General features: G+C 61.9%; 24 protein-coding genes. 11 read left to right on the top strand and 13 right to left on the bottom strand.

Annotated elements, in window-relative coordinates:
* From cysW to K7B09_RS03975, 6 genes are all read right to left on the bottom strand, one after another.
* The gene (gene cysW, locus K7B09_RS04000; protein ID WP_223627005.1) at nt 1-864 is read right to left on the bottom strand and encodes a sulfate ABC transporter permease subunit CysW; all 864 of its coding nucleotides are present in this window, start codon (nt 862-864) and stop codon (nt 1-3) included.
* Nucleotides 857-1,714 (bottom strand): sulfate ABC transporter permease subunit CysT, encoded by an 858-nt coding sequence (gene cysT / locus K7B09_RS03995; RefSeq protein WP_425507841.1) that lies wholly within the window; start codon nt 1,712-1,714, stop codon nt 857-859. Before cysT ends, cysW begins: the two co-directional genes overlap by 8 nt.
* A gap of 10 nt (nt 1,715-1,724) precedes the next feature.
* Nucleotides 1,725-2,747: a sulfate ABC transporter substrate-binding protein gene (locus K7B09_RS03990; protein ID WP_223627000.1), complete on the bottom strand. Its 1,023-nt coding sequence runs from the start codon at nt 2,745-2,747 to the stop codon at nt 1,725-1,727.
* 65 nt (nt 2,748-2,812) lie between these two features.
* Entirely contained in the window at nt 2,813-4,030 is a 1,218-nt protein-coding gene (locus tag K7B09_RS03985; RefSeq protein WP_223626998.1) for an OprO/OprP family phosphate-selective porin, read from the bottom strand.
* Between the two features lie 73 nt (nt 4,031-4,103).
* On the bottom strand, nt 4,104-4,298 hold the full coding sequence (locus tag K7B09_RS03980) for a YezD family protein (RefSeq protein WP_223626995.1): 195 nt from the start codon (nt 4,296-4,298) through the stop codon (nt 4,104-4,106).
* A complete protein-coding gene (locus tag K7B09_RS03975; RefSeq protein WP_223626993.1) occupies nt 4,295-4,750 on the bottom strand; it encodes an RrF2 family transcriptional regulator in 456 nt (151 codons plus the stop codon). The genes K7B09_RS03980 and K7B09_RS03975 overlap by 4 nt, the downstream gene beginning before the upstream one ends.
* 303 nt (nt 4,751-5,053) lie before the next feature.
* Between K7B09_RS03975 and K7B09_RS03970 the strand changes: the two genes are divergently transcribed.
* Nucleotides 5,054-5,770: an energy transducer TonB gene (locus K7B09_RS03970; RefSeq protein ID WP_223626990.1), complete on the top strand. Its 717-nt coding sequence runs from the start codon at nt 5,054-5,056 to the stop codon at nt 5,768-5,770.
* A 97-nt stretch (nt 5,771-5,867) separates the two neighbouring features.
* Here the strand turns inward: K7B09_RS03970 and K7B09_RS03965 are convergent, their stop codons facing one another.
* Complete coding sequence (locus tag K7B09_RS03965; RefSeq protein ID WP_223626987.1) at nt 5,868-6,221, bottom strand: ComEA family DNA-binding protein; 354 nt, start codon at nt 6,219-6,221, stop codon at nt 5,868-5,870.
* Between the two features lie 277 nt (nt 6,222-6,498).
* Here K7B09_RS03965 and K7B09_RS03960 point away from each other — a divergent pair, with 277 nt between their 5' ends.
* The 3 genes from K7B09_RS03960 to K7B09_RS03950 are packed head-to-tail and all read left to right on the top strand — an operon-like array spanning nt 6,499 to nt 10,831.
* Entirely contained in the window at nt 6,499-8,343 is a 1,845-nt protein-coding gene (locus tag K7B09_RS03960; protein ID WP_223626985.1) for an assimilatory sulfite reductase (NADPH) flavoprotein subunit, read from the top strand.
* Nucleotides 8,344-8,363: 20 nt separating this feature from the next.
* A complete protein-coding gene (cysI, locus tag K7B09_RS03955; RefSeq protein WP_223626983.1) occupies nt 8,364-10,073 on the top strand; it encodes an assimilatory sulfite reductase (NADPH) hemoprotein subunit in 1,710 nt (569 codons plus the stop codon).
* A complete protein-coding gene (locus K7B09_RS03950; protein WP_223626981.1) occupies nt 10,070-10,831 on the top strand; it encodes a phosphoadenylyl-sulfate reductase in 762 nt (253 codons plus the stop codon). Before cysI ends, K7B09_RS03950 begins: the two co-directional genes overlap by 4 nt.
* Before the next feature lie 5 nt (nt 10,832-10,836).
* On the opposite strand, the gene K7B09_RS03945 is transcribed toward K7B09_RS03950, so the two are convergent.
* Nucleotides 10,837-11,808 (bottom strand): LysR substrate-binding domain-containing protein, encoded by a 972-nt coding sequence (locus K7B09_RS03945; protein ID WP_223626979.1) that lies wholly within the window; start codon nt 11,806-11,808, stop codon nt 10,837-10,839.
* Between the two features lie 151 nt (nt 11,809-11,959).
* On the opposite strand from K7B09_RS03945, the gene cysG reads away from it, so the two are divergent.
* Complete coding sequence (gene cysG / locus K7B09_RS03940) at nt 11,960-13,417, top strand: siroheme synthase CysG (RefSeq protein ID WP_223626977.1); 1,458 nt, start codon at nt 11,960-11,962, stop codon at nt 13,415-13,417.
* Between the two features lie 40 nt (nt 13,418-13,457).
* Nucleotides 13,458-14,417, top strand: a complete 960-nt coding sequence (gene cysK / locus K7B09_RS03935; RefSeq protein WP_223626975.1) for a cysteine synthase A — start codon at nt 13,458-13,460, stop codon at nt 14,415-14,417.
* 213 nt (nt 14,418-14,630) lie between these two features.
* On the opposite strand, the gene K7B09_RS03930 is transcribed toward cysK, so the two are convergent.
* Nucleotides 14,631-16,034, bottom strand: coding sequence for a mannose-1-phosphate guanylyltransferase/mannose-6-phosphate isomerase (locus K7B09_RS03930; RefSeq protein ID WP_223626973.1), 1,404 nt, complete (start codon nt 16,032-16,034; stop codon nt 14,631-14,633).
* A gap of 42 nt (nt 16,035-16,076) precedes the next feature.
* Between K7B09_RS03930 and K7B09_RS03925 the strand changes: the two genes are divergently transcribed.
* Together K7B09_RS03925 and murU are read left to right on the top strand one after the other, a co-directional pair.
* Nucleotides 16,077-17,081, top strand: a complete 1,005-nt coding sequence (locus tag K7B09_RS03925) for an aminoglycoside phosphotransferase family protein (RefSeq protein WP_223626971.1) — start codon at nt 16,077-16,079, stop codon at nt 17,079-17,081.
* Complete coding sequence (murU, locus tag K7B09_RS03920; RefSeq protein ID WP_223626969.1) at nt 17,078-17,785, top strand: N-acetylmuramate alpha-1-phosphate uridylyltransferase MurU; 708 nt, start codon at nt 17,078-17,080, stop codon at nt 17,783-17,785. The genes K7B09_RS03925 and murU overlap by 4 nt, the downstream gene beginning before the upstream one ends.
* Nucleotides 17,786-17,816: 31 nt before the next feature.
* On the opposite strand, the gene hda is transcribed toward murU, so the two are convergent.
* Genes hda through K7B09_RS03905 form a run of 3 tightly spaced genes read right to left on the bottom strand, consistent with a single transcriptional unit; the run spans nt 17,817 to nt 20,756 of the window.
* Nucleotides 17,817-18,515: a DnaA regulatory inactivator Hda gene (gene hda, locus K7B09_RS03915; protein WP_223626967.1), complete on the bottom strand. Its 699-nt coding sequence runs from the start codon at nt 18,513-18,515 to the stop codon at nt 17,817-17,819.
* Nucleotide 18,516: 1 nt separating this feature from the next.
* Complete coding sequence (locus K7B09_RS03910) at nt 18,517-19,677, bottom strand: AI-2E family transporter (RefSeq protein ID WP_223626965.1); 1,161 nt, start codon at nt 19,675-19,677, stop codon at nt 18,517-18,519.
* 2 nt (nt 19,678-19,679) lie between these two features.
* Nucleotides 19,680-20,756 carry a DUF2066 domain-containing protein gene (locus K7B09_RS03905; protein ID WP_223627734.1) on the bottom strand — a complete coding sequence of 359 codons (1,077 nt, stop codon included), beginning with the start codon at nt 20,754-20,756 and terminating at the stop codon, nt 19,680-19,682.
* A 171-nt stretch (nt 20,757-20,927) separates the two neighbouring features.
* Here K7B09_RS03905 and purM point away from each other — a divergent pair, with 171 nt between their 5' ends.
* Genes purM through K7B09_RS03890 form a run of 3 tightly spaced genes read left to right on the top strand, consistent with a single transcriptional unit; the run spans nt 20,928 to nt 23,321 of the window.
* Nucleotides 20,928-21,974 carry a phosphoribosylformylglycinamidine cyclo-ligase gene (gene purM, locus K7B09_RS03900; protein ID WP_223626963.1) on the top strand — a complete coding sequence of 349 codons (1,047 nt, stop codon included), beginning with the start codon at nt 20,928-20,930 and terminating at the stop codon, nt 21,972-21,974.
* The gene (gene purN, locus K7B09_RS03895) at nt 21,974-22,618 is read left to right on the top strand and encodes a phosphoribosylglycinamide formyltransferase (protein WP_223626961.1); all 645 of its coding nucleotides are present in this window, start codon (nt 21,974-21,976) and stop codon (nt 22,616-22,618) included. Before purM ends, purN begins: the two co-directional genes overlap by 1 nt.
* A 31-nt stretch (nt 22,619-22,649) precedes the next feature.
* On the top strand, nt 22,650-23,321 hold the full coding sequence (locus K7B09_RS03890) for a DUF3108 domain-containing protein (RefSeq protein ID WP_223626959.1): 672 nt from the start codon (nt 22,650-22,652) through the stop codon (nt 23,319-23,321).
* A gap of 35 nt (nt 23,322-23,356) precedes the next feature.
* On the opposite strand, the gene K7B09_RS03885 is transcribed toward K7B09_RS03890, so the two are convergent.
* Entirely contained in the window at nt 23,357-24,202 is an 846-nt protein-coding gene (locus tag K7B09_RS03885; RefSeq protein WP_425507840.1) for a peptidoglycan DD-metalloendopeptidase family protein, read from the bottom strand.
* Nucleotides 24,203-24,217 lie beyond the last annotated feature (15 nt).

Genomic DNA, 24,217 nt, shown 5'->3' with positions numbered 1-24,217 from the left:
TCAATGCCGCCTATGAGATTGCGCAAGCGCGTCGCCATGCCGCGCTTCCAGCCAGACTTTCAACACCAGGGTGAGCAGGGATAACCCTGCCAGCAGGGAGGCCACTGCAAATGCAGCCGTGGCATCAAATTCGTTGTAGAGAATCTCGATATGCAGCGGCAAGGTGTTGGTCATGCCACGGATATGGCCCGACACCACCGACACCGCACCAAACTCGCCCATCGCCCGGGCGGCACACAGCAGCACGCCGTACAACAAACCCCATTTGATCTTCGGCAGGGTGACGCGGAGGAACATCGTCCATGCACTAGCCCCAAGCGAGCGCGCAGCCAGCTCCTCATCGGCACCTTGTTGCTGCATCAACGGCACCAGCTCGCGCACCACAAACGGAAAGGTGACAAACAACGTCGCCAAAACAATGCCGGGACGTGCAAACAGCACTTTGATGTCATGCGCCTGCAACCATGCATGAAACCAACCTGCACTGCCAAATAACAGCACCAGGCAAAGGCCAGCCACCACCGGCGATACCGCGAATGGCAAATCGATCAGCGCCAGCAACACGCGTTTGCCGCGGAACGAAAACCGCGTGAGTGCCCACGCCGCCAGCACACCAAACACGGCGTTGACTGGTATCACGATGGCCGCGGTGAACAGGGTCAATGCCAATGCACTGCGCGCGTCAGGCGCCACCAGTGCCTGCCACCAGGCATGAAAGCCCTTGCCAAAGGCCGCCCCCAGTACCATGACCAACGGCAGCAGCACCAGCAAGCCAATCGCCGCAACCGCAGTCAGGATCAGCAACCAGCGCAACCATCCGGGTTCGCGCAGTGGGTCATCGTTACATCGAGGCCCCTCAGTCATGTCCGCCCCCGCGCTGGAATAACAGTGGCAGCAGGTTGATCAGCAGCAGGCTCAAGAAGGAAGCGACCAGCAACAACGCGGCAATCGCTACCGCGCCGTTGTAGTCGTACTCTTCCAAGCGGATGGTAATCAGCAGCGGCGCAATTTCGGTCTTGTAGGGCAGGTTCCCGGCAATGAAGATGACCGAACCGTACTCGCCCAAACCTCGCGCAAATGCCAGCGAAAACCCTGTCAACCATGCCGGCAATAACTCGGGGATGATGACACGCCGAAACGTGGTGACCCGATTGGCCCCCAGCGACGCCGCAGCTTCCTCCGGCTCGCGCCCCAATGCTTCCAGCACCGGCTGCAGGGTACGTACCGCAAATGGCAAACCAATGAACACCAGGGCCAGCACGATACCGGGTGTGGCATAGGCAATTTTGAAGTTGCAGGCCGCCAACAGCTTGCCGACCCAGCCGGTGGGGGCATAAATCGCAGTCAGCGCAATCCCCGCCACGGCGGTTGGCAATGCAAACGGCAAGTCCACCAGTGCATCCAGCAAACGCCGCCCGGGAAAGCGATAACGCACGATGACCCAGGTGATCAGCACACCCACCAGCGATGCCACCACAGCCGCACAGAATGCAGTGGAAAAGCTCAGCTTGAGTGCTGCCTGCACCCGTGCATCGTTGATTGCGCGTAGCCACGCGTGCGCGCCCATCCCCGTCGCACGCACCGCCAGTGCAGCCAATGGCAGCACCACCACCACGCCCAGCCAAGCCATGCCCAACCCAAGACTCAGGCCAAAGCCCGGTAACGGATTGCGGCCACGCGCGGCTGCCGCTGATTGGTTCAATGCCATCATCACCTTGCGTCGGTCAGGGTCGATAGATTCGATCGAAGAAACCGCCGTCACCGAAATGCGCCGCCTGCGCTTTCTTCCATCCACCAAACGCATCATTGATGGTGACCAGCTTGATCGGCGCAAACGGCTTCAATAACGCGGCTGGCACATTGGCAGGCTCGGTTGGGCGATAGTAATGGCGGGCTGCGATTTGTTGCCCTGTGGGTGAATACAGAAACCGCAGATACGCTTCTGCCTGCTTGCCGGTACCATGCTTGGTGGTGTTTTTGTCCAACCACGCCACCGGTGGTTCGGCCTTGATGCTGACCGAAGGCACCACCAGCTCGAACTTGCCACGCAGCTGTGGGTCGTTGACGGTCAACAACGCCTCATTTTCCCAAGCGATCAACACATCACCAATTCCGCGTTCCACGAACGTCGTGGTTGCTCCGCGTGCTCCCGTATCCAGTACCGGCACGTTGCGGAACAATTTCCCCATGTACTCCAGCACCTTGCTGCCACTGCGATACTGGCGTGAGGCCCATACCCAAGCCGCCAGATAATTCCAGCGCGCACCGCCTGAAGTCTTCGGATTAGGCGTGATCACCCCGATCCCCGGCTTGACCAGATCACCCCAGTCCTTGATGCCCTTGGGGTTGCCTTTGCGCACCAAAAACACGATGGCCGATGTGTAAGGCGCACTGTTATGCGGCAACCGGGTTTGCCAGTTGATGGGTAACAACTTGCCTTGCTCGGCCAGCACATCGATGTCGGCCGCCAGCGCCAACGTCACCACATCGGCGTCCAGGCCATCCAGCACGGCACGCGCCTGTTTGCCAGAGCCGCCGTGCGAGGCGCGCAGTGTCAGCGACTCACCTGTCTGCCGCTTCCAGTCCACGGCGAAGGCCTGGTTGATATCGGCATACAGCTCACGGGTGGGGTCATAAGAAACATTCAGCAACTCCTTGTCCTTCGCTGCCGCATAGGAAGCTGCCGGCAGCAAAGCCAGCAATGTAAACAGCAGGACACCTGCCACGTTGTATCCGAATTTGTTCATCGTCGTATTTCCCGGGATGTCATCAGGCCACTGGATAGCCAGTGCTCAGGTTGCGAACGAATGCTTCAGAAAGTCAGCTGTGCGCGGGTGAACAGCACCCGCTCTTGCGGGCGGCGACCGCCGGCGGCGGCACACCCATCGAATTTGGTCATGGTGTAGTTGGCCATCAGTTTGAGGTTGCCGGTCAAGTACCAATTGAGTGCCACCCCCCAGCCATGCGCCGCCTGTGCCGATGTCGCGCCATTGGCGAAATAAGGAAATGCAGCAGCATCCATCTGCAGCTGGCCATAGCGCACGGTCGCCTCCAATGCCCCCCATCCGGGTTGTCCGATCGCAAATGGAGACGCCGGTGCCACCACACCCCGATAGCCCGCGTCCTCGCCAGTCAACACCCAGCCCGCCGCGATCTGCCAAGCGTGGTTATCCAACGTGGCACGTGACCCTGCACCGGCTCCACTGATCACGCGTAGCGTCTGCGCACTACTGACCCATTCACCCAGCAACCCCAACGGCCCGCGATACCAATACCCCTGCACGGTCTTGCGTAACCGTTGGCCATCGGCAGCCACATTGCTTCCATAGCCAAAAAATTGCGCCTGCCCCGGCGTGCGATAACGCGGCAAGAAGTTGCTTCCATTGCCATGGGTATTACCAACAGTAGCGGCCACACCCAACCCCAGGTTGCCCCACTCACCGCGTGCGTGCTTGCGTGGCTGCCAGAACAACCGGCCTGCATATTCGAATTCGCCGTCGGGATTGCCGGCAACAGCATCGCGCCCATCAACCGTGCCATTGAATGCCCCGATCCCGTAATCCAGGGCACCACCCAGTACGCTGCCCTGCAATTGCACCCCGATGTCACGGCCTGGTGCAAGTTCCGACGGCAGCCCCAGCTCCACTTGTGCAGTACTTGTACTCGACTGCAAACGCTCCAACCCGAAGGGTGGTTTGGATTTGCCAATCCGCACTGTGGCACGCGGATCAAATTTCAAATCGATATACGCCTCATTGAGGGTGACCCTGTCACCAGCGAACTGTGGATTAACCCGGAACCCCAGCCATGTGCCCCAATTGCCCTCAATGCTGGGCTCCAGCCGTCGCCACAAGAATCCATCGTTTTTTGCGGAGTCATTCATGAAGCTACGGGTATCGGCCTGTACCAATCCGCGCAGCTTGATCTCACCTGCGTGCCCCAGCGATGGGGCCAAGGCAAGGGTAATGACAAGCGCAACCAGACGCGGATGCGGAGATTGGGGTGGCCGCGATAGGAAGTGAAACGGCATGACTTCGATTCCTGCTATTGAAGGTGGAAGACATGCCTCCGGTGGTCCGGTCGGCAGAGTTGGGACGCGGCGCTCAGCGTGGGTCGTGCTGCGGTGAATCGAAACGGAGTTTCTCACTGCGGGTGATCTGGACAATACGCGACTGATGAACAACCACCTCAATCGTGCCGTAAGCAGTGTCGCGGATCGCACGCAGCACCTCCGCTTCGAGTGGCGAATGCAGTGCAGCCACCGGCATCCGGGTAGCATCGGGCTGGATTGATGTCATGGCGAGCCCCCCAACTGACGCATCCATGCTTCGTTGCCTGCACGTCGACTCAATACCGTCAAGCTGCGCCGATCCAGCACACTGCACAACGCTTGCCGGGTTTCCCACATCAATGCCCGAATCGCGCAGGTGTCAGGATCGGCGCAATCCGTGCAAGGCGCATAAGCGGTCATGCTGGCACAGCGCACCGGCGCCAGTGGCCCATCGATGGCACGAATCAGATCACCCACCATGATGTCTTGCGCCGGTTTGGCCAGTGCATGCCCGCCCTGCGCGCCACGCCGACTGGCAACAAAACCGGCACGCCGCAGATCCAACAAGATAGCCTCCAGAAATTTGGCCGGGATGTTGGCGCGCTCGGCCAGCACATGCGCCTGCATGCGCTCGCCTGCAGGCAGTGCAGCCAGCGCACACATTGCGCGAAGTCCGTATTTGGCTTTGTTTGTCAGCATTTCCTATATTTTTTATAGGAAATCATTTCGGCTTGTCAATATCCCGATTGGCATGCGCTTATGCCTTGCACGAAAAGCTGCGCGTACCCACCGGCCAACGGACAGAGATCTGTTCTCACCAAATCCGGATGACAACCGCCGCTCGTCGTACAAACACGACCGATCATCGTTCACTGCTTTGCACGGCGCACGTAATGGCGCAGCGTCAAAGCGTGCAAACGGTGGCGTCCTAACCCCATTGCACATGCTCGCCCGTTGCATGGTTTGTGTACAGCGTACGTCCACCTGCACAGGAGATCGACCATGGTTCGCGCACCTGCCTTTGCCCTATCCCGCGCCACCGGTTTTGCACTGTTGAACCCAGCTGCAAAACCCAAGCTGGATCCGTCCCGCATTTTCACCATGAGTGGAACGTTGACGTTCAATCTGATCCTGTTCGGCCTGCTGATGGTGCCGATGTCAATTCCACTGACCCCGGCGCAGGATCCTCCCAGTCACAACCCTGTGGTGCGCAGCATCGTCAAGCCACCGGAACCGGTGATTGTGGAGATCACCCCGATCACGCACCCGCAACCGCCGCAGCCGATCAACCCACCGGCTCATCCCAGCGTGACGCGCAGCCCGGACACCACGCCGGCGGCTCAGGTAATCAGTGATACCGGCAACACTCAGATCACCACGCTAACAGCCGATGACGGGGACTCGCATGGCGATAGCCTCATTCCGCCCAACGTTCCCCCCACGCCCATGCAACTGGCGTATCGCAATGCCCCGCCACCGGTGTATCCGCGTGCGGCCTTGCAGCGTCAGCTGAGCGGCACGGTGTTATTGCAGGTGCTGGTGGATATCAATGGCCAGCCGATCGAGGTCAGCATTTCACGCAGCAGTGGCCACCGTGAATTGGACGAAGCGGCGCGGCTGCAAGTGCTGAGGCGCTGGAGCTTCCAGCCGGCGACCCAAAACGGCAAGGCCGTGCAAGCACTGGGGTTGGTGCCGATCGAATTCAATCTGCGTCGCTGACACGGCAACGCGCCTGACCCACTGCGGTCAGGCGCGTCCGGGCTTGCCTTGCCGGGTGCTGTTCCCCACAGATCCCAGCAGCGGAGCACGCCAATGTTCAGCGCCGCGCCACCGGCTTGGGCTGCGCACTGGCGACTTGTTGCGGGCGGCTGGCGGTGGCTGCCGGGCGTGCCGGCGCAGCCCCCCCCAAACTGATGCGATCGCGGTTTTTTTCCACCGTCTTCAGGCCCACGCCTTTGACTTCGGCCAGTTGCTCGGCACTGCGGAATGCGCCGTGGGCCTTGCGGTACTCCACGATGGCCTGCGCTTTGGATGGGCCGATATTGACCAGTACGCGATCGAGGGTGGCGGCGTCGGCACTATTGATATTGACGGTTTCGCCAGCGATGGCGGCGCCGGCCAGCGCCAGCGACAACACCAGGGTGGACAGCAACGTGTTCAGAAATTTCATGACGGATTCCTTGCAGGTTGTAGTGCGGTTTAGGTGATCCGGCGGCGCGGGGTGCGGGCCGGCAGGGACAGCATCGCGCTGTGCCGATGTCCAGACGATCGGCGAATAACGCACATCGCCCCCCCGTGTTTGCCTCGCCATGACGTAAGAAAACCCCGCACGCACCCACGCTATGCCAGCAATGCATGCCATATCCCATATCGGCATAACCAGCCCTCCTTTCCCCTGCGACAAGCCAGCGCCTAGCCTGCATCGGCATCCTTCACGCCCTGCCGCCATGTCGCACGCCACTGCCGCCCCACTACCTGCGCCGTTGACCGGCGATCAAGCCCGATTGCTTTCGCAATTTGCCGCCGATGCCGACCGCAGCGCCCTGCTGTGGGCCTCTGGCTATTTGGCCGGGATGGCGCGTGCACTCACACCCACCGGCCTGGCACTGGCGACCGCTGCGGCACAGCCCACGCCAATTGCAGTGCAGCCAGCCACCATTGTGTATGGCAGCCAGACCGGCAATGCCAAGCGCGCCGCCGAAGCACTGCATGCACAATTGGAAGCCGCCGGCCTGCCGGCGCGGCTGCTGCGTGCCGATGCCTATGCCACCCGTGAAGTGGCGAATGAAAAGCTGCTGTACCTGATCATCAGCACCCAAGGTGAAGGGGACCCGCCGGATGACGCGATTGGCTTCACCGAATTCCTGCTGGGCAAGCGCGCACCAAAATTACCGCAGCTCAAATTTGCAGTGCTGGGCTTGGGTGATTCCAGTTATGCCGACTTTTGCGGCATCGCCCGCACGCTGGATGCACGTTTGGCCGAACTCGGTGCCAGCCGCGTGCTGCCGTTGGGCGAAGCCGATTTGGACATCGACAGCATCGCCACGCCGTGGCGCGAACACGCACTGGCGCACGCCAAGGAATTCCTGAAACCCGCAGCACCCGCGCATCTTGCAACGGTGACACCGCTGCGTCCGCATGCAGCACCCACATGGACACAGGACGCCCCGTTTGCCGCCAGCGTGTTGGCCAATCAACGCATCACCGGACGCGAATTCAAAGGCACCGGGTTCCGCCGGTATGCATTGGTAGACAAGGATATCCGTCATCTTGAGCTGTCACTGGAAGGCTCGGGCCTGAGCTATGAACCCGGCGACGCACTGGGCATTCGGCATCGCAACCCGCAGTGCTTGGTGGCCGCGGTATTGGTCGCAACCGGCCTGCACGGCGATGCCTTGGTCGATCACGACGGCCACAGCCTGCCGCTTTCGGAATGGTTGAGCAGTCATCGTGAGTTGACCAGGCTGTCACGCCCGCTGCTTGCCAGCGTGGCCGAACGCAGCGGCGCGCAGGACTTGGCGCAACTGCTGCAACCTGGCAATGCCGAACTTGCCACGTTGCTGGGTACGCACCAAGTAATCGATGTACTGCGGCGCTGGCCAGCGCAATGGGAGGCCGCAACCTTGGTGGCCAGCTTGCGCCCGCAAGTGCAACGCTTGTATTCCATCGCCTCCAGCCGCAAGCGGGTGGGCGAAGAAGCGCATGTGACCTTCGATGTACTGCACTATTCGGCACACGGTACTGATCACCTCGGCGCGGCCAGCAACTTTCTCGCTGCGCTGGATGAAGATGCCAGCGTGCCGGTGTTTATCGAGCCCAATGAGCGCTTCCGCGTCCCCGCCGACAGCAGCCGCGACATCCTGATGATTGGCCCCGGCACCGGCGTGGGGCCGTTCCGTGGTTTTGTGCAGGAACGCGCCGAAACCGGCGCAACCGGCCGCAACTGGCTGTTCTTCGGTGCGCGCCATTTCAATACCGAATTTCTGTATCAAACCGAATGGCAAGAGGCATTGGCCAAAGGCGAACTGCATCGTCTGGACCTGGCGTTCTCGCGCGATCAATCGCAAAAAATCTACGTGCAAGACCGCCTGCGCGAACACGGTCGCGAGGTCTATGACTGGCTGCAACGCGGCGCGCATCTGTATGTTTGCGGCGCGATTGGCATGGGCAAGGATGTGCATGAGGCCTTGCTTGACATCGCAAGCACTCACAACGGTGGCGATGCCGATGCGGCATCCGAATATTTGAGCCAACTGCAACGCGAAGGGCGCTACGCCCGCGATGTGTATTGAGCCGCAACGAGAACAACACCATGAGCCATCCTTCCGTCGAAAAAATCAAACTGGAAAGTCGCCATCTGCGTGGCGGCATGGTCGCGGGCTTGCACGATGCCAGCACCGGCTCGCTGGGGTTTGAAGACCAGCGCACCATCAAGTTTCACGGCAGCTACCAGCAAGACGACCGCGACCTGCGTGACGAACGTCGCCGCCAGAAACTGGAACCTGCGCATCAATTCATGATCCGCATCCGCGCGCCGGGCGGCGTGTTCACACCGCAGCAATGGCTGGGGCTGGACGCCATCGCCACGACGTATGCCAACCATTCGCTGCGCGTCACCACCCGCCAGACCTTCCAGATCCATGGCGTCATCAAGCGGGATCTGAAAGCCACCATGGCCGCGATCAATGCGGCGGCGATGGACACCATTTCCGCTTGCGGCGATGTCAATCGCAATGTACTGGCCTCCAGCAACCCGCAGCAATCGGCATTGCATGCGCAAGTACACGATTGGGCACAACGCTTGTCCGCGCATTTCAAACCCGCCACGCGTGCGTATTATGAAATCTGGTTGGACGAAGACAAGGTTGCCGAAAGCGGTGTTGAGCACGAACCGATCTACGGCGATGCCTACCTGCCACGTAAATTCAAAATCGCGGTGGCAGTGCCCCCACTGAACGATGTGGACGTGTTCGCCAATGACTTGGGCCTGATTGCCATCGTTGATGCAACCGGCAACTTGAGCGGCTTCAATGTCGCCATTGGCGGCAGCATGGGTGCCAGCCACGGCATCGCCGCACACTACCCGCGCGTGGCCAATGTGATTGGTTTTGTCAGCCCCGAGCAAGTGTTCGCCATCGCCGAAGCCGCCATTACCGTGCAACGGGATTTGGGTGACCGCGAGGACCGCAAGCACGCCCGCTTCAAATACACCATCGACGATCACGGCAGCGACAAGATCGTGGCGATGATGCAAGCACGCGCCGGCTTCACCCTGCAAGCCGCACGCCCGTATCACTTCGACCACAACGGCGACCGCTTTGGTTGGGTGGAAGGCGAAAACGGGCTGTGGCACCTCACCCTGTCACTGCCGTCCGGGCGCATTGCCGACTTTGAAGACGGTCGCCCGCTGCTCACCGGCCTGCGTGAAATCGCCAAGATACATACCGGGCAATTTCGCATGACCTGCAACCAGAACGTGATCATCGCCGGCGTCCCCGAGGCCCAGCGCGCACAGATCGACGCCTTGGTCGCGCAGTACCAGCTGGATCGCGAGAACAACGCCCCCACCGCGCTGGCGCGCAGCGCCGTGGCCTGCGTGGCGCTGCCCACTTGCGCCTTGGCGATGGCCGAAGCCGAACGCTACCTGCCCACCTTGCTCGCCGTGATGGAGCCGCTGTTGGTCAAACACGGCCTGCGCGATACGCCCATCGTGCTGCGCATTTCCGGCTGCCCGAATGGCTGCTCGCGCCCGTACCTGGCGGAAATTGCGCTGGTCGGCAAGGCCCCTGGCCGCTACAGCCTGATGCTGGGCGGCGATCATCGCGGCACCCGGCTCAACACCTTGTACCGTGACAACATCACCGAAGCACAGATCATCGAAGCCCTTGACCCGCTGCTGGCCCGTTATGCCGCAGAACGCCAGCCCGATGAACACTTCGGCGACTTCCTGCATCGCGCCGAAGTCGTCGCGCTGCCACCCTATCCCACCCATGTTCGCGTTGTACCCCACGTGTCGCCATGAACGCCCAACTCGCCCCACATCTCGCCCCCGTTTCCGTGTCTGCACGCGCACTTGACCCGGCATCGCTCACCGCAGACGATTTGGCCGAACTCAATGCCACGCTCATTCCATTGAATGCACAACAACGCATCCAATGGGCACTGCAACACCTGCCCGGCGTGCACGCACTTTCGACCAGTTTTGGTGTGCAGTCGGCGGTCTCGCTGCATCTTTTTGCAACGACTGCGCCCAACATCCCCGTGATCATGGTCGATACCGGCTATCTGTTTCCGGAAACCTACCGCTACGCCGACCAACTCACTGGCCTGCTCGGGCTGAACTTGCAGGTCTATCAAGCACAGCTGAGTAGCAGTTGGATGGAAACCCGCCTGGGCAAGCTGTGGGACGCCGGCAGCGACGGCATCGCCCGTTACAACCAGCTGCGCAAAGTGCAACCGATGCAACGTGCCCTGCAAGATTTGAATGTGCGCTGCTGGCATGCCGGCCTGCGCCGCGAGCAATCGGCATCGCGCAAGCACATCGCCATTCTTGAAATCAAGGATGGCCGCTTCAAATTCCACCCGATTGCAGACTGGTCGGATATCGATATCGGCGCCTACATCCTGCAACACGACTTGCCCGAACACCCGCTACTGCAACAAGGCTACGTCTCGGTAGGAGACGTGCACACCACTCGCCCATTGCAACCGGGCATGGACGCCTCCAGCACCCGCTTCTTCGGCCTGCGCCGCGAATGCGGGCTGCATTTTGATTTGTGAGGGCGCTATGACTGTTCCGCCTGCCAACGCGGCAATTCCGGCCACTCCGGCGGCTGGTTGCCTTCCAGAATACGGCGCAAGTCATGCCGATCCATGTGCGGGGCCAGGCCATGCAACAGCTCCAGTGCGTATTCGCGCAGTACGCGGCCACGCGGCACCACCGCCCAGGTGATGCACTCGGGGAGCTCCAGCGGCGCGTCGATCACCCGCAGGTCATCGTCTTCCCGCTCACCCACCGCCATTTCGGCCAGCAAGCCCGCACCCAGTCCGGTGCGTACGTAGGCCTTGATCAGGTTGGCATCACGCGCGGTCATCGCAATCTGGGGCTGCACGCCTACCGCCGCAAACGCACGCTGCAAGGAGGATTCCGGCAAGGTCGAAGATTCATACGAAATCAACGGATAGCGCGCCAATTCCAGCAAGGTGGGCACCCGCTTCCTGGTCGCCAACGGGTGTGTTTTTTGCACCAGCAACACGCGCCGCCAGCGGAACAACGGCACCGCTACGCCATTGGTTTGCGGGGTACTGCCGGCGGTGCTGATCAGGCCGAAATCGGCTTCGTCCAATTTCTCCAACACCTCGGCATCACCGGCGGCAAACAAGTCCACGCTGACGTGCGGGTAGCGACGGGTGACGTCGGCAATCACCTTCGGCAACACATAGCGCGCTTGCGTGTGGGTGGTGGCCAGCAACAGGCGGCCGCGAAATTCGCCGCGCTCGTTGGACGCATAACTGCGGATATTGGCCGCCTCGGCGAGGATCTTGCGGGCGCTGTCGATGATCTTGACGCCCGCCGGAGCCACCCCTTCCAAGCTGCGGCCCTTGCGCAAAAACAATTGGAAACCCAACTCATCTTCCAGCTGCTTGAGCTGCTTGGACAGCCCCGGCTGGGTCGCGTGCACGCGCTCGGCCGCCTGGGTGATGTTGAAGTTGGAATCGGCGATGGCAACAAGATAGCGAAGCTGGGTCAGGGTCATGGCATGGCACTCATATATCGCTACATTCGAATATAGCGATTGATTATATCGGAGTCTGCAAGCATTCCTAGTCAAGGCTTATGCCATAAGTGCATAAGTAAAATCCAGCCCGCTATTTCCATGTCCCCGCCAACAGGCCTAGCGTGACGGGATGCAAACCGCACCCCCGCCCCCGCTGTTTCCGCTGTTTCTCGACCTGCGCGGCCGCCGCGTGCTGGTGGTCGGTGGCGGTGCCGTTGCAGCCCGCAAAATCGCGGCCTTGCTGGAGGCGGGGGCCACCGTGCAGGTGGTGGCCAATGCACTGGAACCAGGGCTGGCGGCGCTGGTATCGCACCGGCACATCACCCACCTCGCCACCACCTTCGCCCCCACGCAACTGGAGGGCGCATGGCTGGTGATTGCCGCCACCGACGATGCCGGCGTCAACCGCGCCGTGGCCGATGCTGCGCAGGCGCGGCAGGTGTGGGCCAATGTGGTGGACGATGCCGCACTGGCCAGCGCGCAGCTGCCGGCGCGGGTGCAACGCGGGCCGTTGCAGATTGCCATTTCCAGCGGCGGCGCATCGCCCATGTTGGCGCGTCATCTACGCGAGCAATTGGAGCTTCAGTTTGATGATGCGGTGGGCGCACTGGCGCAATTGCTCAGCCAATTGCGCGGCCGCATTCGCAACCGCCTGCCGGACCTGTCCGCACGCCGCACATTCTTCCGGCGGGTATTGACTGGCCCGGCGCAGGCGCTGCTGCGGCGCGGCCAAGCAGTGGCGGCGCAGCACGCAATCGAGGCCGAGTTGTACGCTGGTGCAAGGTATGTGCAAGGCAGCGTGGCGCTGGTGGGTGCAGGTCCCGGCGACCCCGGCCTGCTGACACTGCGTGCGCTGCGGGTGTTGAATGATGCCGATGTCATCCTGCACGACCGCCTGGTCAGTGCCGAGGTACTGGCGTTGGCACGCCGCGATGCCGAGCGAATTGAAGTGGGCAAACACATTGGCGGCGATCACGATGCCACCCAGGCGCGCATCCACGCACTGATGATTGAATTGGCCAATGCCGGCAAGCGCGTGGTGCGTTTGAAAGGTGGCGATCCGTTCGTGTTCGGCCGCGGCGGCGAAGAACTGCAAGCCCTGCGCGCCGCAGGCATCGGCTATGAAGTGGTCCCCGGCATCACCGCGGCAGTGGCTTGCGCGGCGTATGCAGGGATCCCGCTGACCCATCGCGCGCATGCGCAATCGCTGCGCATCCTGACCGCACAAGGCAAATCCGGCGCGACCGAACACGACTGGACCGCGCTGGCCAAACCGCAGCAAACCCTGGCGTTCTACATGGGCGTGACAGGCCTGTCTGCCCTGCGCGACAAATTGATCGCCCACGGCTGCGCAGTCAGCACGCCGTTTGCCTTGATCGAACACGGCAGCCGCCCACAGCAGCGCGTGGTGGCCGGCAGCTTGGCTGAACTGCCCGAGCTGGCCCGGCTTCACGCCGTGCTGGCACCGGCACTGCTCATCATCGGCGAAGTGGCCGCATTGGCCACCCAGCTGCATTGGTTTGGCGCGCCGCCGCTGACCGCTGCCGATGCGCGCTGTCAACCGCCGCTGCTCGCCCACGCCGCCTGATCTTTCTTCCCGCATTCGCCATCACAAGGACACCGCCCACATGGCCCTCTACAACAGCATCACCGCCACCATCGGCAACACCCCCATCATCAAACTCAATCGGCTGGCACCTGCGCATGTCAGCGTCTATGTGAAGGCCGAAGCCTTCAATCCCGGTGGCTCGGTCAAGGACCGGCTGGCGCTGGGGATCGTGCTGGATGCCGAACAGCGCGGCCTGCTGAAGCCAGGCGATACCATTGTGGAAGCCACCTCCGGCAACACCGGCATTGCGCTGGCGATGGTGGCGGCGGCACGCGGCTACAAATTCGTGGCGGTGATGACCGAAACCTTCTCCATCGAGCGCCGCAAGGCCATGCGCGCCTACGGTGCCAAAGTCATCCTGACCCCCGCCGCCGCCCGCGGTACCGGGATGGTGGAAAAAGCCAAGGAACTTGCCGAAAAACACGGTTGGTTCTGGGCCAGTCAATTCACCAATCCCGCCAACCCGGCCTATCACCGCAGCACCACCGCCACCGAAATCCTGCGCGATTTCGCCGGCCAGCGGCTGGATTATTTCGTCAGTGGTTGGGGCAGTGGCGGCACTCTGACCGGCGTCGGCGAAGTGTTGAAAGTGGCGCGCCCGGATGTGCGCATCATCGGTACTGAACCTGCCGGCGCGGCACTGCTGAAAGGCGACGAATGGAAGCCGCACAAAATCCAGGGCTGGACGCCGGACTTCGTACCTGCCGTGCTCAATCGCAATGCGTATGACGAACTGCGCACCGTCAGCGACGACGACGCCTTCGCCACCGCACGCCGCTTGGCGACCGAGGAAGGCATTTTCGTCGGCATCTCCGCCGGCGCCACTGCCGCCACCGCGCTGCAGATCGCCGAAACCGCACCGGAAGGCAGCGTGCTGCTGGCGATGCTGCCGGACACCGGCGAGCGCTATTTCTCCAGCCCGCTGTTCGCCGACATCAACGAGGGCAGCGACGACGAGTGGCTGGCCAGCCTGGGCTGAGCCACCCCAATCCGCAGCGGACAAGAACCCCTCCCGCGATGCGGGAGGGGCACATACTTCACACGCCGCAATCTCCCAAGCCGCGTTCCCGCGGGCGCTGCCTGCAGCGAAATCAAGGAGGAGGCATTGGCCACCGGCCAATGCCGGGGGACATTCGCGGAAGGCAGTGCCCGCGGGAACGCGGCCGCGAGAGAACGCACGCACCACACACCGTTACGAACGCCCGTATACATCCTCATAGCGGACGATGTCGTCCTCGCCCAGGTAATCGCCGGACTGCACCTCGATCAGTTCCAGCATCTCGCCGCCGGGATTCTCCAGCCGGTGCTTGGCGCCGATCGGGATGTAGGCGCTCTGGTTGGCGAACAGTTCGAACACGTCGTTGTCGCGGGTCACCCGCGCAGTGCCGCGTACCACGACCCAATGTTCGGCGCGGCGGGTATGCGATTGCAGGGATAGGCGCGCACCGGGTTTGACCTTGATGCGCTTGACCTGAAAGCCATCCGCCATGTCGATCGAGTCGTAGCTGCCCCACGGCCGGTGTACTTCGCGATGCAGCACCGCTTGCGAACGCTGCTCGGCCTTGAGTTTGGCCACCACGTCCTTGACCTGTTGCACCTTGTCCTTGTGCGCCACCAGCACGGCATCGTCGGTGTCCACCACCACCAGATCGTCCACCCCTACCAGCGCCACCAACCGCCGCGCATAGGCATAGCTATTGCGGCTGTCGATTGCAATCACATCGCCGTGGTGCGCATTGCCCTCGCCATCCTGGGTACTGACCTCCCACAGCGCCGACCACGAACCCACATCATTCCAGCCGATATCCACCGGCAACACGCAGGCAGCATCGGTATGTTCCATCACCGCATAATCGATCGAATCAGACGGGCATTGTGCGAATGCCGCCTTGTCCAGCCGGATGAAATCGCCATCGCGTGCCGCGCTTGCAAACGCCGTGCGCACCGCGTCCACGATGTCCGGCCGAAAACGTGCCAGTTCCTGCAGATAGCGCGAAGCACGCAGCAAAAACATGCCGCTATTCCAGAAGTAGCTACCTGCGTCCAGATAGTGCTGCGCGGTGACGGCATCAGGCTTTTCGACGAACCGCAACACCTTGCACACCCCCTGACCGGCCTCGGCCTGGATATAACCAAACCCGGTTTCCGGCGCATTGGGCACAATGCCGAACGTCACCAGCGCACCCGCTTCCGCCGCCGGCAAGGCTTGCTGTACGGCCGCACGAAACGCTGCGGCATCGCGCACCACATGATCGGATGGCAACACCAGCAATACCGGGTCCTGGCCCGCAGCCATCGCTTGCAGCGCGGCCGCAGCAATGGCCGGCGCAGTATTGCGGCCCATCGGTTCCAACACGATGGCAGGTGTGGGTGCGCCAATCTGACGCAGTTGCTCGGCCACCAGAAAGCGGTGGTCTTCACCCGCCACCACAATCGGCGCACAACTGGCAATCGCCTGCACGCGCTGCCATGTGGCCTGCAGCATGGTGTCGTTGCCCACCAGCGGCAAAAACTGCTTGGGATAGGCTTCCCGCGACAACGGCCACAACCGCGTGCCGGAGCCGCCAGAGAGCAATACGGGTTGAAGTGGGGTCATGTCTGCCTCGCTGGAATCGATGTGGCAGTTTACCCTTTGCCCATGAGCACACCTGAAACCGCCCCCCGCGCCGCCCTTCGCCTGCATTGGACACGCACGGCATTGGGGGATCCCCATGTGCAACTGCAACGCGCATCCACCGACGCCGGCTTTCGCAGCTATTGGCGCACCGAGGGCGTCACCCCGTCCCGGGTGGTGATGGATGCCCCACCCGACAAGGAGGACCTGCGCCCATGGCTGCGGGTGCGGGATCTGCTGGACGCCACTGGCGTGCGCGTGCCGCAGGTATTGGCACGCGATGAAGTACAGGGCTTCTTGATCCTGGAAGACCTTGGTGGCCCCACCGTGGCGCAAGTCATCACCGATGCCAATGCCGATGGGCTGATCGATGCCGCCATCACCCAATTGATCCGTCTGCAATCGCTTGCACTGCCCTCCGATTTCCCGGTATTCGGCGAAGCGTTATTGCAGCGCGATGCAGGTTTGTTCGAAGAGTGGTTTATCGGCAAACACTTGGGCATCCACCTGGATTGCGCCGATAGCGAATGCCTGCAACTGGCGCAGCGCCGACTGATGGATAACGCGCTGGCGCAGGCCCGCGTGCCCACCCATCGCGATTACATGCTGCGCAATCTGATGCCGCTTGACGCCGGCCCGGCGGTGCTGGACTTTCAGGACATGGTGCACGGCCCGATTGCCTATGACCCGGTCAGCTTGCTGCGCGATGCCTTTTCAAGCTGGCCGGAACCCCGCGTGGAAGGCTGGCTGCAGCACTATCACGCACGCGCCATGCAAGCAGGGTTGCCGGTGCCGGGGCTGGCCAAATTCATCCGGGATGCCGACTGGTGCGGCGTGCAGCGGCACCTGAAAATTCTCGGCATTTTCGCGCGCTTGCACCATCGTGATGGCAAACCGCGCTATCTGGCCGATGCCCCGCGCTTTTTCACGTACCTGGACGCCGTGGTGCCCAAATACGCTGCACTTCAGCCCTTGCAAGCCCTGCTGGAACGCACCCTCAAACCGGCCTTTGCCAAGGTGACGACATGAAAGCGCTCATTTTTGCCGCCGGCCTAGGCGAGCGCATGCGCCCACTCACCGACCACACGCCCAAGCCACTGCTGAACGTCGGCGGCAAACCGCTGATCGTCTGGCATCTGGAAAAACTGGCGGCGCTGGGTGTCCGTGATGTGGTCATCAATACCTCGTGGCTGGCCGCGCAATTTCCGGCCACGCTGGGTGATGGTGGGCAATGGGGACTGCGTATCTCGTATTCGTTCGAAGGTGACAGGCCACTGGAAACCGGCGGCGGCATCTGGCATGCGCTGCCCGTGCTGGGCGCTGCGCCATTCCTCGCGGTCAATGGGGATATCTGGTGCGATGCCGATTTCTCCACCCTGCCGCGGGAACCGGTGGGGCGAGCGCATCTGCTCTTGGTGGACAACCCGGAACACAACCCGCGGGGCGACTTTGCACTCAGCGCAGCCGGTGTGGTGCACTCCGATGGCGAAGCAAAACTCACCTTCGCCGGTATTGGCATGTATCGCCCAAGCCTGTTTGAAGATTGGCGCCGCGTGATCGGGGATGCCAGCGGCGCACACGCCACGCCACCGCGCTTCAAACTGGCCCCACTGCTGCGCGCCGCCATGGCCCGCGCAGGCGTTACTGGCACACACCACCACGGGCGCTGGACCGATGTGGGCACGCCGGACCGGTTGGCGATACTCGATGCAGAGTTGCGCGCCTGCGCGTGACGGCTCTGCTTCCCTTGCAAGGGAAGGCTTGCTACCCCCCCAACACCTGCCGCAAAAACGGCACGGTCAAGCGCCGCTGCGCAGCCAGCGAGGCGTGGTCGAGCCGTTCGAAGATCGCAGTCAAACTACCAAGATCGCGGCTGGCCCTGCGCAGCAGCCACTCCAGCGCGGCATCGTCAAAATCCAGGCCACGGGCAGCGGCACGCTGACGCAGTAATTCGGTGCGCCCGGCATCGTCCAATTGTGACAAAGCCCAGCACGAGCATTGGGCAAAACGCGAGCGCAAATCCGGCAATACCAGCGGCATCTCATTTGGGGGTAAGGTGGCCGCATACAGCAACGCATAACCGGCATCACGCATGCGATTGTGAAGATGGAACAACGCGACTTCATCCTCGCGCACACCGGCGATCGCATCCACATCATCCACTACCACCAGTGCCGCGTTGTCCAACCCCTCGCAGGCGGTCGCCAACCTTCCCCGCAAGTGCTTCAAGCCCAAATAGGCCGGCATATGCCCCAACGCACCGGCAGTAGCACAGGCGGCCACCAGCAAATGTGTTTTGCCGGCTCCGGTCTCCCCATGCAGGAATATGGCATCCCCTTGCTGTGTTTCGGCCAACGCCCGCAAGTGTTCCTGCAAGCCAACCGGTGCCTGCAGATAAGTGTCGAAGCGCTGTTCAGGTGGATAACGCAGCGCCAGCGGCAACTGCGGTACGGAATGGTTCATTTCAAGCTTCGGAGGCGTCGTGATTACTTTCGATTGATGCTTCCGACAATCCGGCATCCAGCAAGATCACGGGAGTGTCACCGGCATACAGCCGGCTTTGCCGATAACGCTCTTGCGTATAGCGCAGCAGCACATTGACGACTGCCGCTACCGGCAACGCCAGCAACATGCCGAGGAAACCGAACAAGGTGCCACCGGCCATCACCGCAAAGATCACCGCCATCGGGTGCAGGCCAATGCGATCGCCCACCAGCATGGGGGTCAGCACAAAGCTCTCTACCAACTGGCCAACGGCAAACACCACGCCGACCCCAGCCAAATGCTGCCAGTCCCCGAACTGCACCAACGCGGCAATACCACCAAACAGCACGATGAACGCCGGCCCCAGATACGGCACAAAGGTCAGCAGCCCAGCAAGCAGCCCGATCAGGATGCCCAAGTCCAGACCCACCAGCCACAAACCCAGCGCGTACAGCAAGCCCAGAATCAGCATTACCAACATCTGCCCACGCAGGAATCCACCCAGGACTTCGTTGGATTCCAGTGCCAGCCGGCGCACGGTATCGAAATGATCGCGCGGCACCAGCAAGCCGATCCGGCCCATGATCAAGTCCCAATCCCGCAGGAAGAAAAAGCTCAACACCGGCAACAGGACGATATTGGCCAGCCAGCCGAGCAAGGCAAATCCGGGACGGGAGACATACCCCAGTAGCGTGCTTGCCGCACCACCGGCGCTCTGCCAATGTTCGCGAATCAGCACGAACAGACGCTCCGGATCCAGCCATGACAGGATTTGCAGACCGGTACGATGCTCCACCCAAGGCAATGCTGTCCCCACGAACCAATCACGATAGCCTGGCAGTGAATTGATCAGGGTCATGACCTGATCTTCCAGCACCGGGATCAACAGCACGGCCACCACCAGCAGTACCACGGTCATTGCCCCGAAGACCAGAATCACCGCGGTATTGCGGCTGATCCGTCGCGCTTCCAGCCGATCCACCATCGGATCCCCCAGCCATCCCAGGATCGCTGCAATCACGAATGGACTGAGAATCGGGGCCAACAGCCACACCACCCACAACACCCCTACCGTCAGCGCCGACCACTGCACCCGCCGGTAGAAGGTGGCGATCGTGGCCAGATCTTCGTCGCGATGCATGATTAACCCCCTGCCATCTGGTAGATGCTGATGGCGGATGCACTACTATCGGCATCCCCTGCTGGCACCACGCTCAGCACGCTGCCTCGTGCAACATATTTGCTGAAATTGGCAACTCCGGTGGTCAGCTCCAGGTCCAACTCCAATCTGTCGGGGTTGGCGCTTACCGGCACCACACGACGGACGATGGACACGCTATCCAGATAACCCGCAAGGCGCAGGTAGTCATCCGTCCCATGAATCCCCAGCACCTGCACCCGATACACCCCTGGGGTGCCACTACTCCCCGCACGCGCATAACGCTTGAACAAAGCATCTGCCGCACCGTCGGCCCCCCCGGCCATCGCCCGACGCGCATCCACATTGCTCGATTGCCAACTCCCCAGCACCTTGCCGTTGTCCACGAATGTCCAGTCCGCCACCCAGCCCGAACCACTCCGGCGCAGCTTGCCGATCAGCTGCATCGGCGGGCTGTAGCGTTTGGACAATGCAGTCACGGCAGCGGTGTCGCCACGCCAGATCGCACCGATGGCCGCTTGTTCGGCGGCGTTGCCTGCCGGTAGACCCAAGGCATAGCCACGCAGCTTGGCTTGGTCCAATGCCGAGCGCGCCGCGTTGGCCTGCCCCAAACCCACCAGCCGTGGCCCGCTGCCATCGTCAATCCCCAGCCACAACACCGGTTTGGGATGCGGCAATGGCCAGCTAGGCAGGCCCAGCATCGCAACCAAATCATCCACGTCCGCTGGCTTGAAGCGCACCACCAGGGTGGTCTGGAAGCTGGGAGCCCCGGTAGCCGACACGCCCTCGTCCTGGCGATAGTCATAGCCATCCACATAATTCTTGGCTTTGGCCAATTCTTCACGCACCCCGCCGCGCGCTGCTGCGCCGCGATCGCCAGTGACATTGCCCAATACCTGCGCCAAGGCGCGCGCAAACGCCTTATCGCGCTCGCCATCGGTCTGATTGTGCACCGGCACCTCGGCCTCATAAGCCCCTTGTGCAGCCGCGCGATCGCCCTCCACCCGTTGTGCCAGGGCATTTCCCGCCAGCAACAGCAGGCCTGTCAACCACAGGCCCATCCACTGACCCAGCCATCCGCGTGCCATCCGTCGCTGCCTTGCTTGCATCGGTATTCCTCGCCGGCAAATCCGGCCTGTAACCGGGAATGGTGCCGCAGGCGGGCGAACACGTCCATGTCTGAGCCGCATGACTGTTAAAATTACGGGCTCCCGCGCCTGCTTGAGTTTGCCGTGACCACCCAATCCACCGCTTCCCCCGGCCTGACCTACCGTGATGCCGGCGTTGATATCGATGCCGGCAACGAAGTCGTTGAACGCATCAAGCCGCTGGTTCGCGCCACCATGCGCCCTGAAGTACTGGGTGGGGTGGGCCTGTTTGGCGGCCTGTTCGACCTCTCCAGCCGCTACCGCGAGCCGGTGCTGGTATCCGGCACCGACGGTGTGGGCACCAAGCTCATTCTGGCCAAGCAACTGAACCGCCACCACAGCATCGGCCAGGATTTGGTGGCGATGTGCGTGAACGACGTGCTGGTGCAAGGCGCCGAGCCGCTGTTTTTCCTCGACTATTTCGCCACCGGCAAGCTCGACGTGGACACCACGGTCAATGTGGTCGGCGGCATTGCCAAGGGCTGCGAAATCGCCGGTTGCGCGCTGATTGGCGGCGAAACCGCGGAGATGCCGGACATGTATCCGCCGGGAGAATACGACCTGGCCGGCTTCACCGTTGGCGCGGTGGAGAAATCGAAGCTGATCGACTCCAGCAAGCTGCGCGCCGGCGATGTGCTGATCGGGATCGCCTCCAGCGGCCCGCATTCCAACGGCTATTCGCTGATTCGCAAGATCCTGCAGCGCGCGGGCAATCCTCTGGACCTTGACCTGGGCGGCGTCACGCTTGCCGATGCGCTGATGGCGCCCACACGGATCTACGTCAAGCCGGTACTGGAACTGCTGACCAAGCATGAAATTCACGCCATGGCCCATGTGACGGGCGGTGCGCTGGTGGAAAAAATCATCCGCGTGGTACCCGCACCACTGGGGTTGGATATCGACACCTCGGCCTGGGCGCAACCTCCGGTATTCGACTGGCTGCAACGCGAAGGCAACGTGGCGCGTGAAGAAATGTGGCGCACCTTCAACTGCGGCGTGGGCTATGTGCTGATGGTGGATCCCGGCGTGGTGTCTGCCATTTCGGCGGATCTGGATCGGCTGGGCCTGGCGCATTGGCAGATCGGGCAAGTGACGCCAGCGCGTGATGGTGAACGCTTGCGCATCGTGTGATGGCTAGCCGCCTTGCCATTCTGGCGTCGGGTCGCGGCAGCAACCTGCAAGCCATTCTCGACGCTATTGCCAGTGGCACGCTGGAGGCCGAGATCGCCGGCGTGTTTTCCGACAAACCCGATGCACAGGCCTTGCTACGCGTACCGGAAGCACTGCGTTGGTCGCGCACGCCAAAATCCTGCGGCGGCCGCGAGGCCTTCGATACGGTCTTGGCGGATGCCGTCGCGGCATCCCATCCCGATTGGGTGGTCTGCGTGGGCTACATGCGCATCCTCGGTGAGGCGTTCATTCGGCGCTTCCACGGCCGTATCCTCAATATCCACCCTTCATTGCTACCCAAATACAAAGGCCTGCACACCCACCAACGCGCACTGCAAGCGGGCGACACCGAACACGGTGCCAGCGTGCATTTTGTGACAGCAGAATTGGACGGTGGCGCGGTGATCGCACAGGCACGCATTCCCGTGCATGCGGATGACACCGTCGCAGACTTGGCCGCACGCGTGCTGGCTTGCGAACATCCGCTGTTGTTGCAGGTGCTTCAGCTGGCCGCCGCCGATCGCATTGCCGCGTGTGACGGCAACGCCCGGCTGGATGGTCAGCCATTGTTTACACCACTGTCGTTACAGTGCCCCCATTGCTGATGGCCCACGCCATCGTTGGTGAGACCAGTCCATGCACATCCTGCGTACCGCACTTGCACTGTCCTTGTTGCTTGCCGCCGCTCCGGTATTTGCGATCAAACCCTTCGTGGCCGACTACAACGCCAACTGGAAAGGCGTATCTGCCAAAGCGCAGATCAGTCTGAGCCAAGCCACCGGCAATCGCTGGAACTACGAATTGAGTATCAACAACAGCCTGGGCAGCAGCAGCCAGATCACCGTGTTCGACGAGCAGGGCGACACGCTGCGGCCGCTGTCTGGGGTGGATAGCACCCAACTGCTGTTCAAGAAAATGCAGAAAAATGCAACGTATGACTGGACGCAGAACGAAGCGCGCTGGACTGGTGATGTCAAGCCGGATCGCAGTGGCCCGGTCAAGCTGCAAGCAGGTGACCTCGACGGCATGCTGATCAACCTGGCCATCGTGCGCGATGTGGCTGCTGGCAAGTCCATGAACTATCGCATGGTGGACAACGGCGTGGCGCGCCCGCAGACCTATCAGAACATGGGCAAGGACACGGTCACGATTGCCGGGCAAACGCGCAATGCCACCAAGGTGGGCCGTGACAGCGATGGCAAACAAGTCATTGTTTGGGTGGTGGATGGCATTCCCACCCCGGCTCGCATTCTGCAACGCAAGGATGGCAAGGACGAGCTGGAGCTGACCTTGCGCTCGGTGCACTAAGCTGCAACCGGACCAGACCCAACCAGACCCAATGTTTAGCGTATCGGCAGGTAAGTCTGCGGATCCACCGGCTTGCCGTTATAGCGAATCTCGAAATGCAGCATGTCACGGGTGGCCCCACTGCGGCCCATTTCCGCGATTTGTTGCCCGGCTTTGACCAAAGCACCCTCGTTGACCATGCGTGCACGGTTGTGGCCATAGGCCGATAACCATTGGTCGTTGTGCTTGACGATGACCAGCTCACCATAGCCCACCAAGCCCGAGCCCGAATACACCACCACGCCGTCGGCGGCGGCACGCACCGGTTGTCCGGCCTTGCCGGCGATATCCACGCCCTGCCGGGTGGGATCACCAGCAGCAAAACCGGACACCACCACACCATCGGCCGGCCAGCGCCATTCCAACGTGCTGCTGGATGATGTTGGTGCAGGCTTGGGTGAGGTCGCCGCAACCGGTTTTGCAGTTGGCGGGGTGACCGTCGTGCCGGGTTTGACGGGGGGCGCAGCTGATGCTGATGCCGTTACCTTGGCGGCAGGTTCATGCCCATCGCGTGGATACAAGCGCAAGCTCTGGCCCGGGTGGATGGTGTAAGGCGGCGGAATGTCATTCCACAATGCAAGATCCAACGCGGTGATGCCATTTTCAGTGGCAATTCGATACACCGTTTGCCCTGGCCGCACCACCGCCATGGCCCCGTACTTGGGCTGCGAGCTACGTGCAGGTGGCAACGGTTTGGCGGTTGTGCGCGCAGATTGCTTTGCCGGTGCCGGCGGACGTACCACCCGACTATGCCCGCAACCGGCCAACACGCCAACCGCCACGGCCAATACCAGCATCCGCTGGGTGTGGTGCCTCACTGACAGGTATTGCCCAATGCACATGCTCGTCATTGCCCT

It is taken from the genome of Thermomonas beijingensis, from assembly GCF_020034655.1.
GTDB classification, from domain to species: domain Bacteria; phylum Pseudomonadota; class Gammaproteobacteria; order Xanthomonadales; family Xanthomonadaceae; genus Thermomonas; species Thermomonas beijingensis.
The sequence above is the reverse complement of the archived record's forward strand: the minus strand, read 5'-3'. Positions and strand labels throughout refer to the sequence as shown.

Bases quoted from the DNA above. Each gene is read 5' to 3' on its own strand.
- purN (WP_223626961.1), top strand. From the start codon at position 21,974: ATGGCTAGCCGCCTTGCCATTCTGGCGTCGGGTCGCGGCAGCAACCTG.
- K7B09_RS03990 (WP_223627000.1), bottom strand. From the start codon at position 2,747: ATGAACAAATTCGGATACAACGTGGCAGGTGTCCTGCTGTTTACATTG.
- K7B09_RS03985 (WP_223626998.1), bottom strand. From the start codon at position 4,030: ATGCCGTTTCACTTCCTATCGCGGCCACCCCAATCTCCGCATCCGCGT.
- cysK (WP_223626975.1), top strand. From the start codon at position 13,458: ATGGCCCTCTACAACAGCATCACCGCCACCATCGGCAACACCCCCATC.
- K7B09_RS03950 (WP_223626981.1), top strand. From the start codon at position 10,070: ATGAACGCCCAACTCGCCCCACATCTCGCCCCCGTTTCCGTGTCTGCA.
- K7B09_RS03905 (WP_223627734.1), bottom strand. From the start codon at position 20,756: ATGGGCCTGTGGTTGACAGGCCTGCTGTTGCTGGCGGGAAATGCCCTG.
- cysW (WP_223627005.1), bottom strand. From the start codon at position 864: ATGACTGAGGGGCCTCGATGTAACGATGACCCACTGCGCGAACCCGGA.
- K7B09_RS03980 (WP_223626995.1), bottom strand. From the start codon at position 4,298: ATGACATCAATCCAGCCCGATGCTACCCGGATGCCGGTGGCTGCACTG.
- cysG (WP_223626977.1), top strand. From the start codon at position 11,960: ATGCAAACCGCACCCCCGCCCCCGCTGTTTCCGCTGTTTCTCGACCTG.
- K7B09_RS03960 (WP_223626985.1), top strand. From the start codon at position 6,499: ATGTCGCACGCCACTGCCGCCCCACTACCTGCGCCGTTGACCGGCGAT.
- K7B09_RS03970 (WP_223626990.1), top strand. From the start codon at position 5,054: ATGGTTCGCGCACCTGCCTTTGCCCTATCCCGCGCCACCGGTTTTGCA.
- K7B09_RS03965 (WP_223626987.1), bottom strand. From the start codon at position 6,221: ATGAAATTTCTGAACACGTTGCTGTCCACCCTGGTGTTGTCGCTGGCG.
- hda (WP_223626967.1), bottom strand. From the start codon at position 18,515: ATGAACCATTCCGTACCGCAGTTGCCGCTGGCGCTGCGTTATCCACCT.
- K7B09_RS03925 (WP_223626971.1), top strand. From the start codon at position 16,077: ATGAGCACACCTGAAACCGCCCCCCGCGCCGCCCTTCGCCTGCATTGG.
- cysI (WP_223626983.1), top strand. From the start codon at position 8,364: ATGAGCCATCCTTCCGTCGAAAAAATCAAACTGGAAAGTCGCCATCTG.
- K7B09_RS03885 (WP_425507840.1), bottom strand. From the start codon at position 24,202: ATGTGCATTGGGCAATACCTGTCAGTGAGGCACCACACCCAGCGGATG.
- murU (WP_223626969.1), top strand. From the start codon at position 17,078: ATGAAAGCGCTCATTTTTGCCGCCGGCCTAGGCGAGCGCATGCGCCCA.
- K7B09_RS03945 (WP_223626979.1), bottom strand. From the start codon at position 11,808: ATGACCCTGACCCAGCTTCGCTATCTTGTTGCCATCGCCGATTCCAAC.
- K7B09_RS03890 (WP_223626959.1), top strand. From the start codon at position 22,650: ATGCACATCCTGCGTACCGCACTTGCACTGTCCTTGTTGCTTGCCGCC.
- K7B09_RS03910 (WP_223626965.1), bottom strand. From the start codon at position 19,677: ATGCATCGCGACGAAGATCTGGCCACGATCGCCACCTTCTACCGGCGG.
- K7B09_RS03930 (WP_223626973.1), bottom strand. From the start codon at position 16,034: ATGACCCCACTTCAACCCGTATTGCTCTCTGGCGGCTCCGGCACGCGG.
- K7B09_RS03975 (WP_223626993.1), bottom strand. From the start codon at position 4,750: ATGCTGACAAACAAAGCCAAATACGGACTTCGCGCAATGTGTGCGCTG.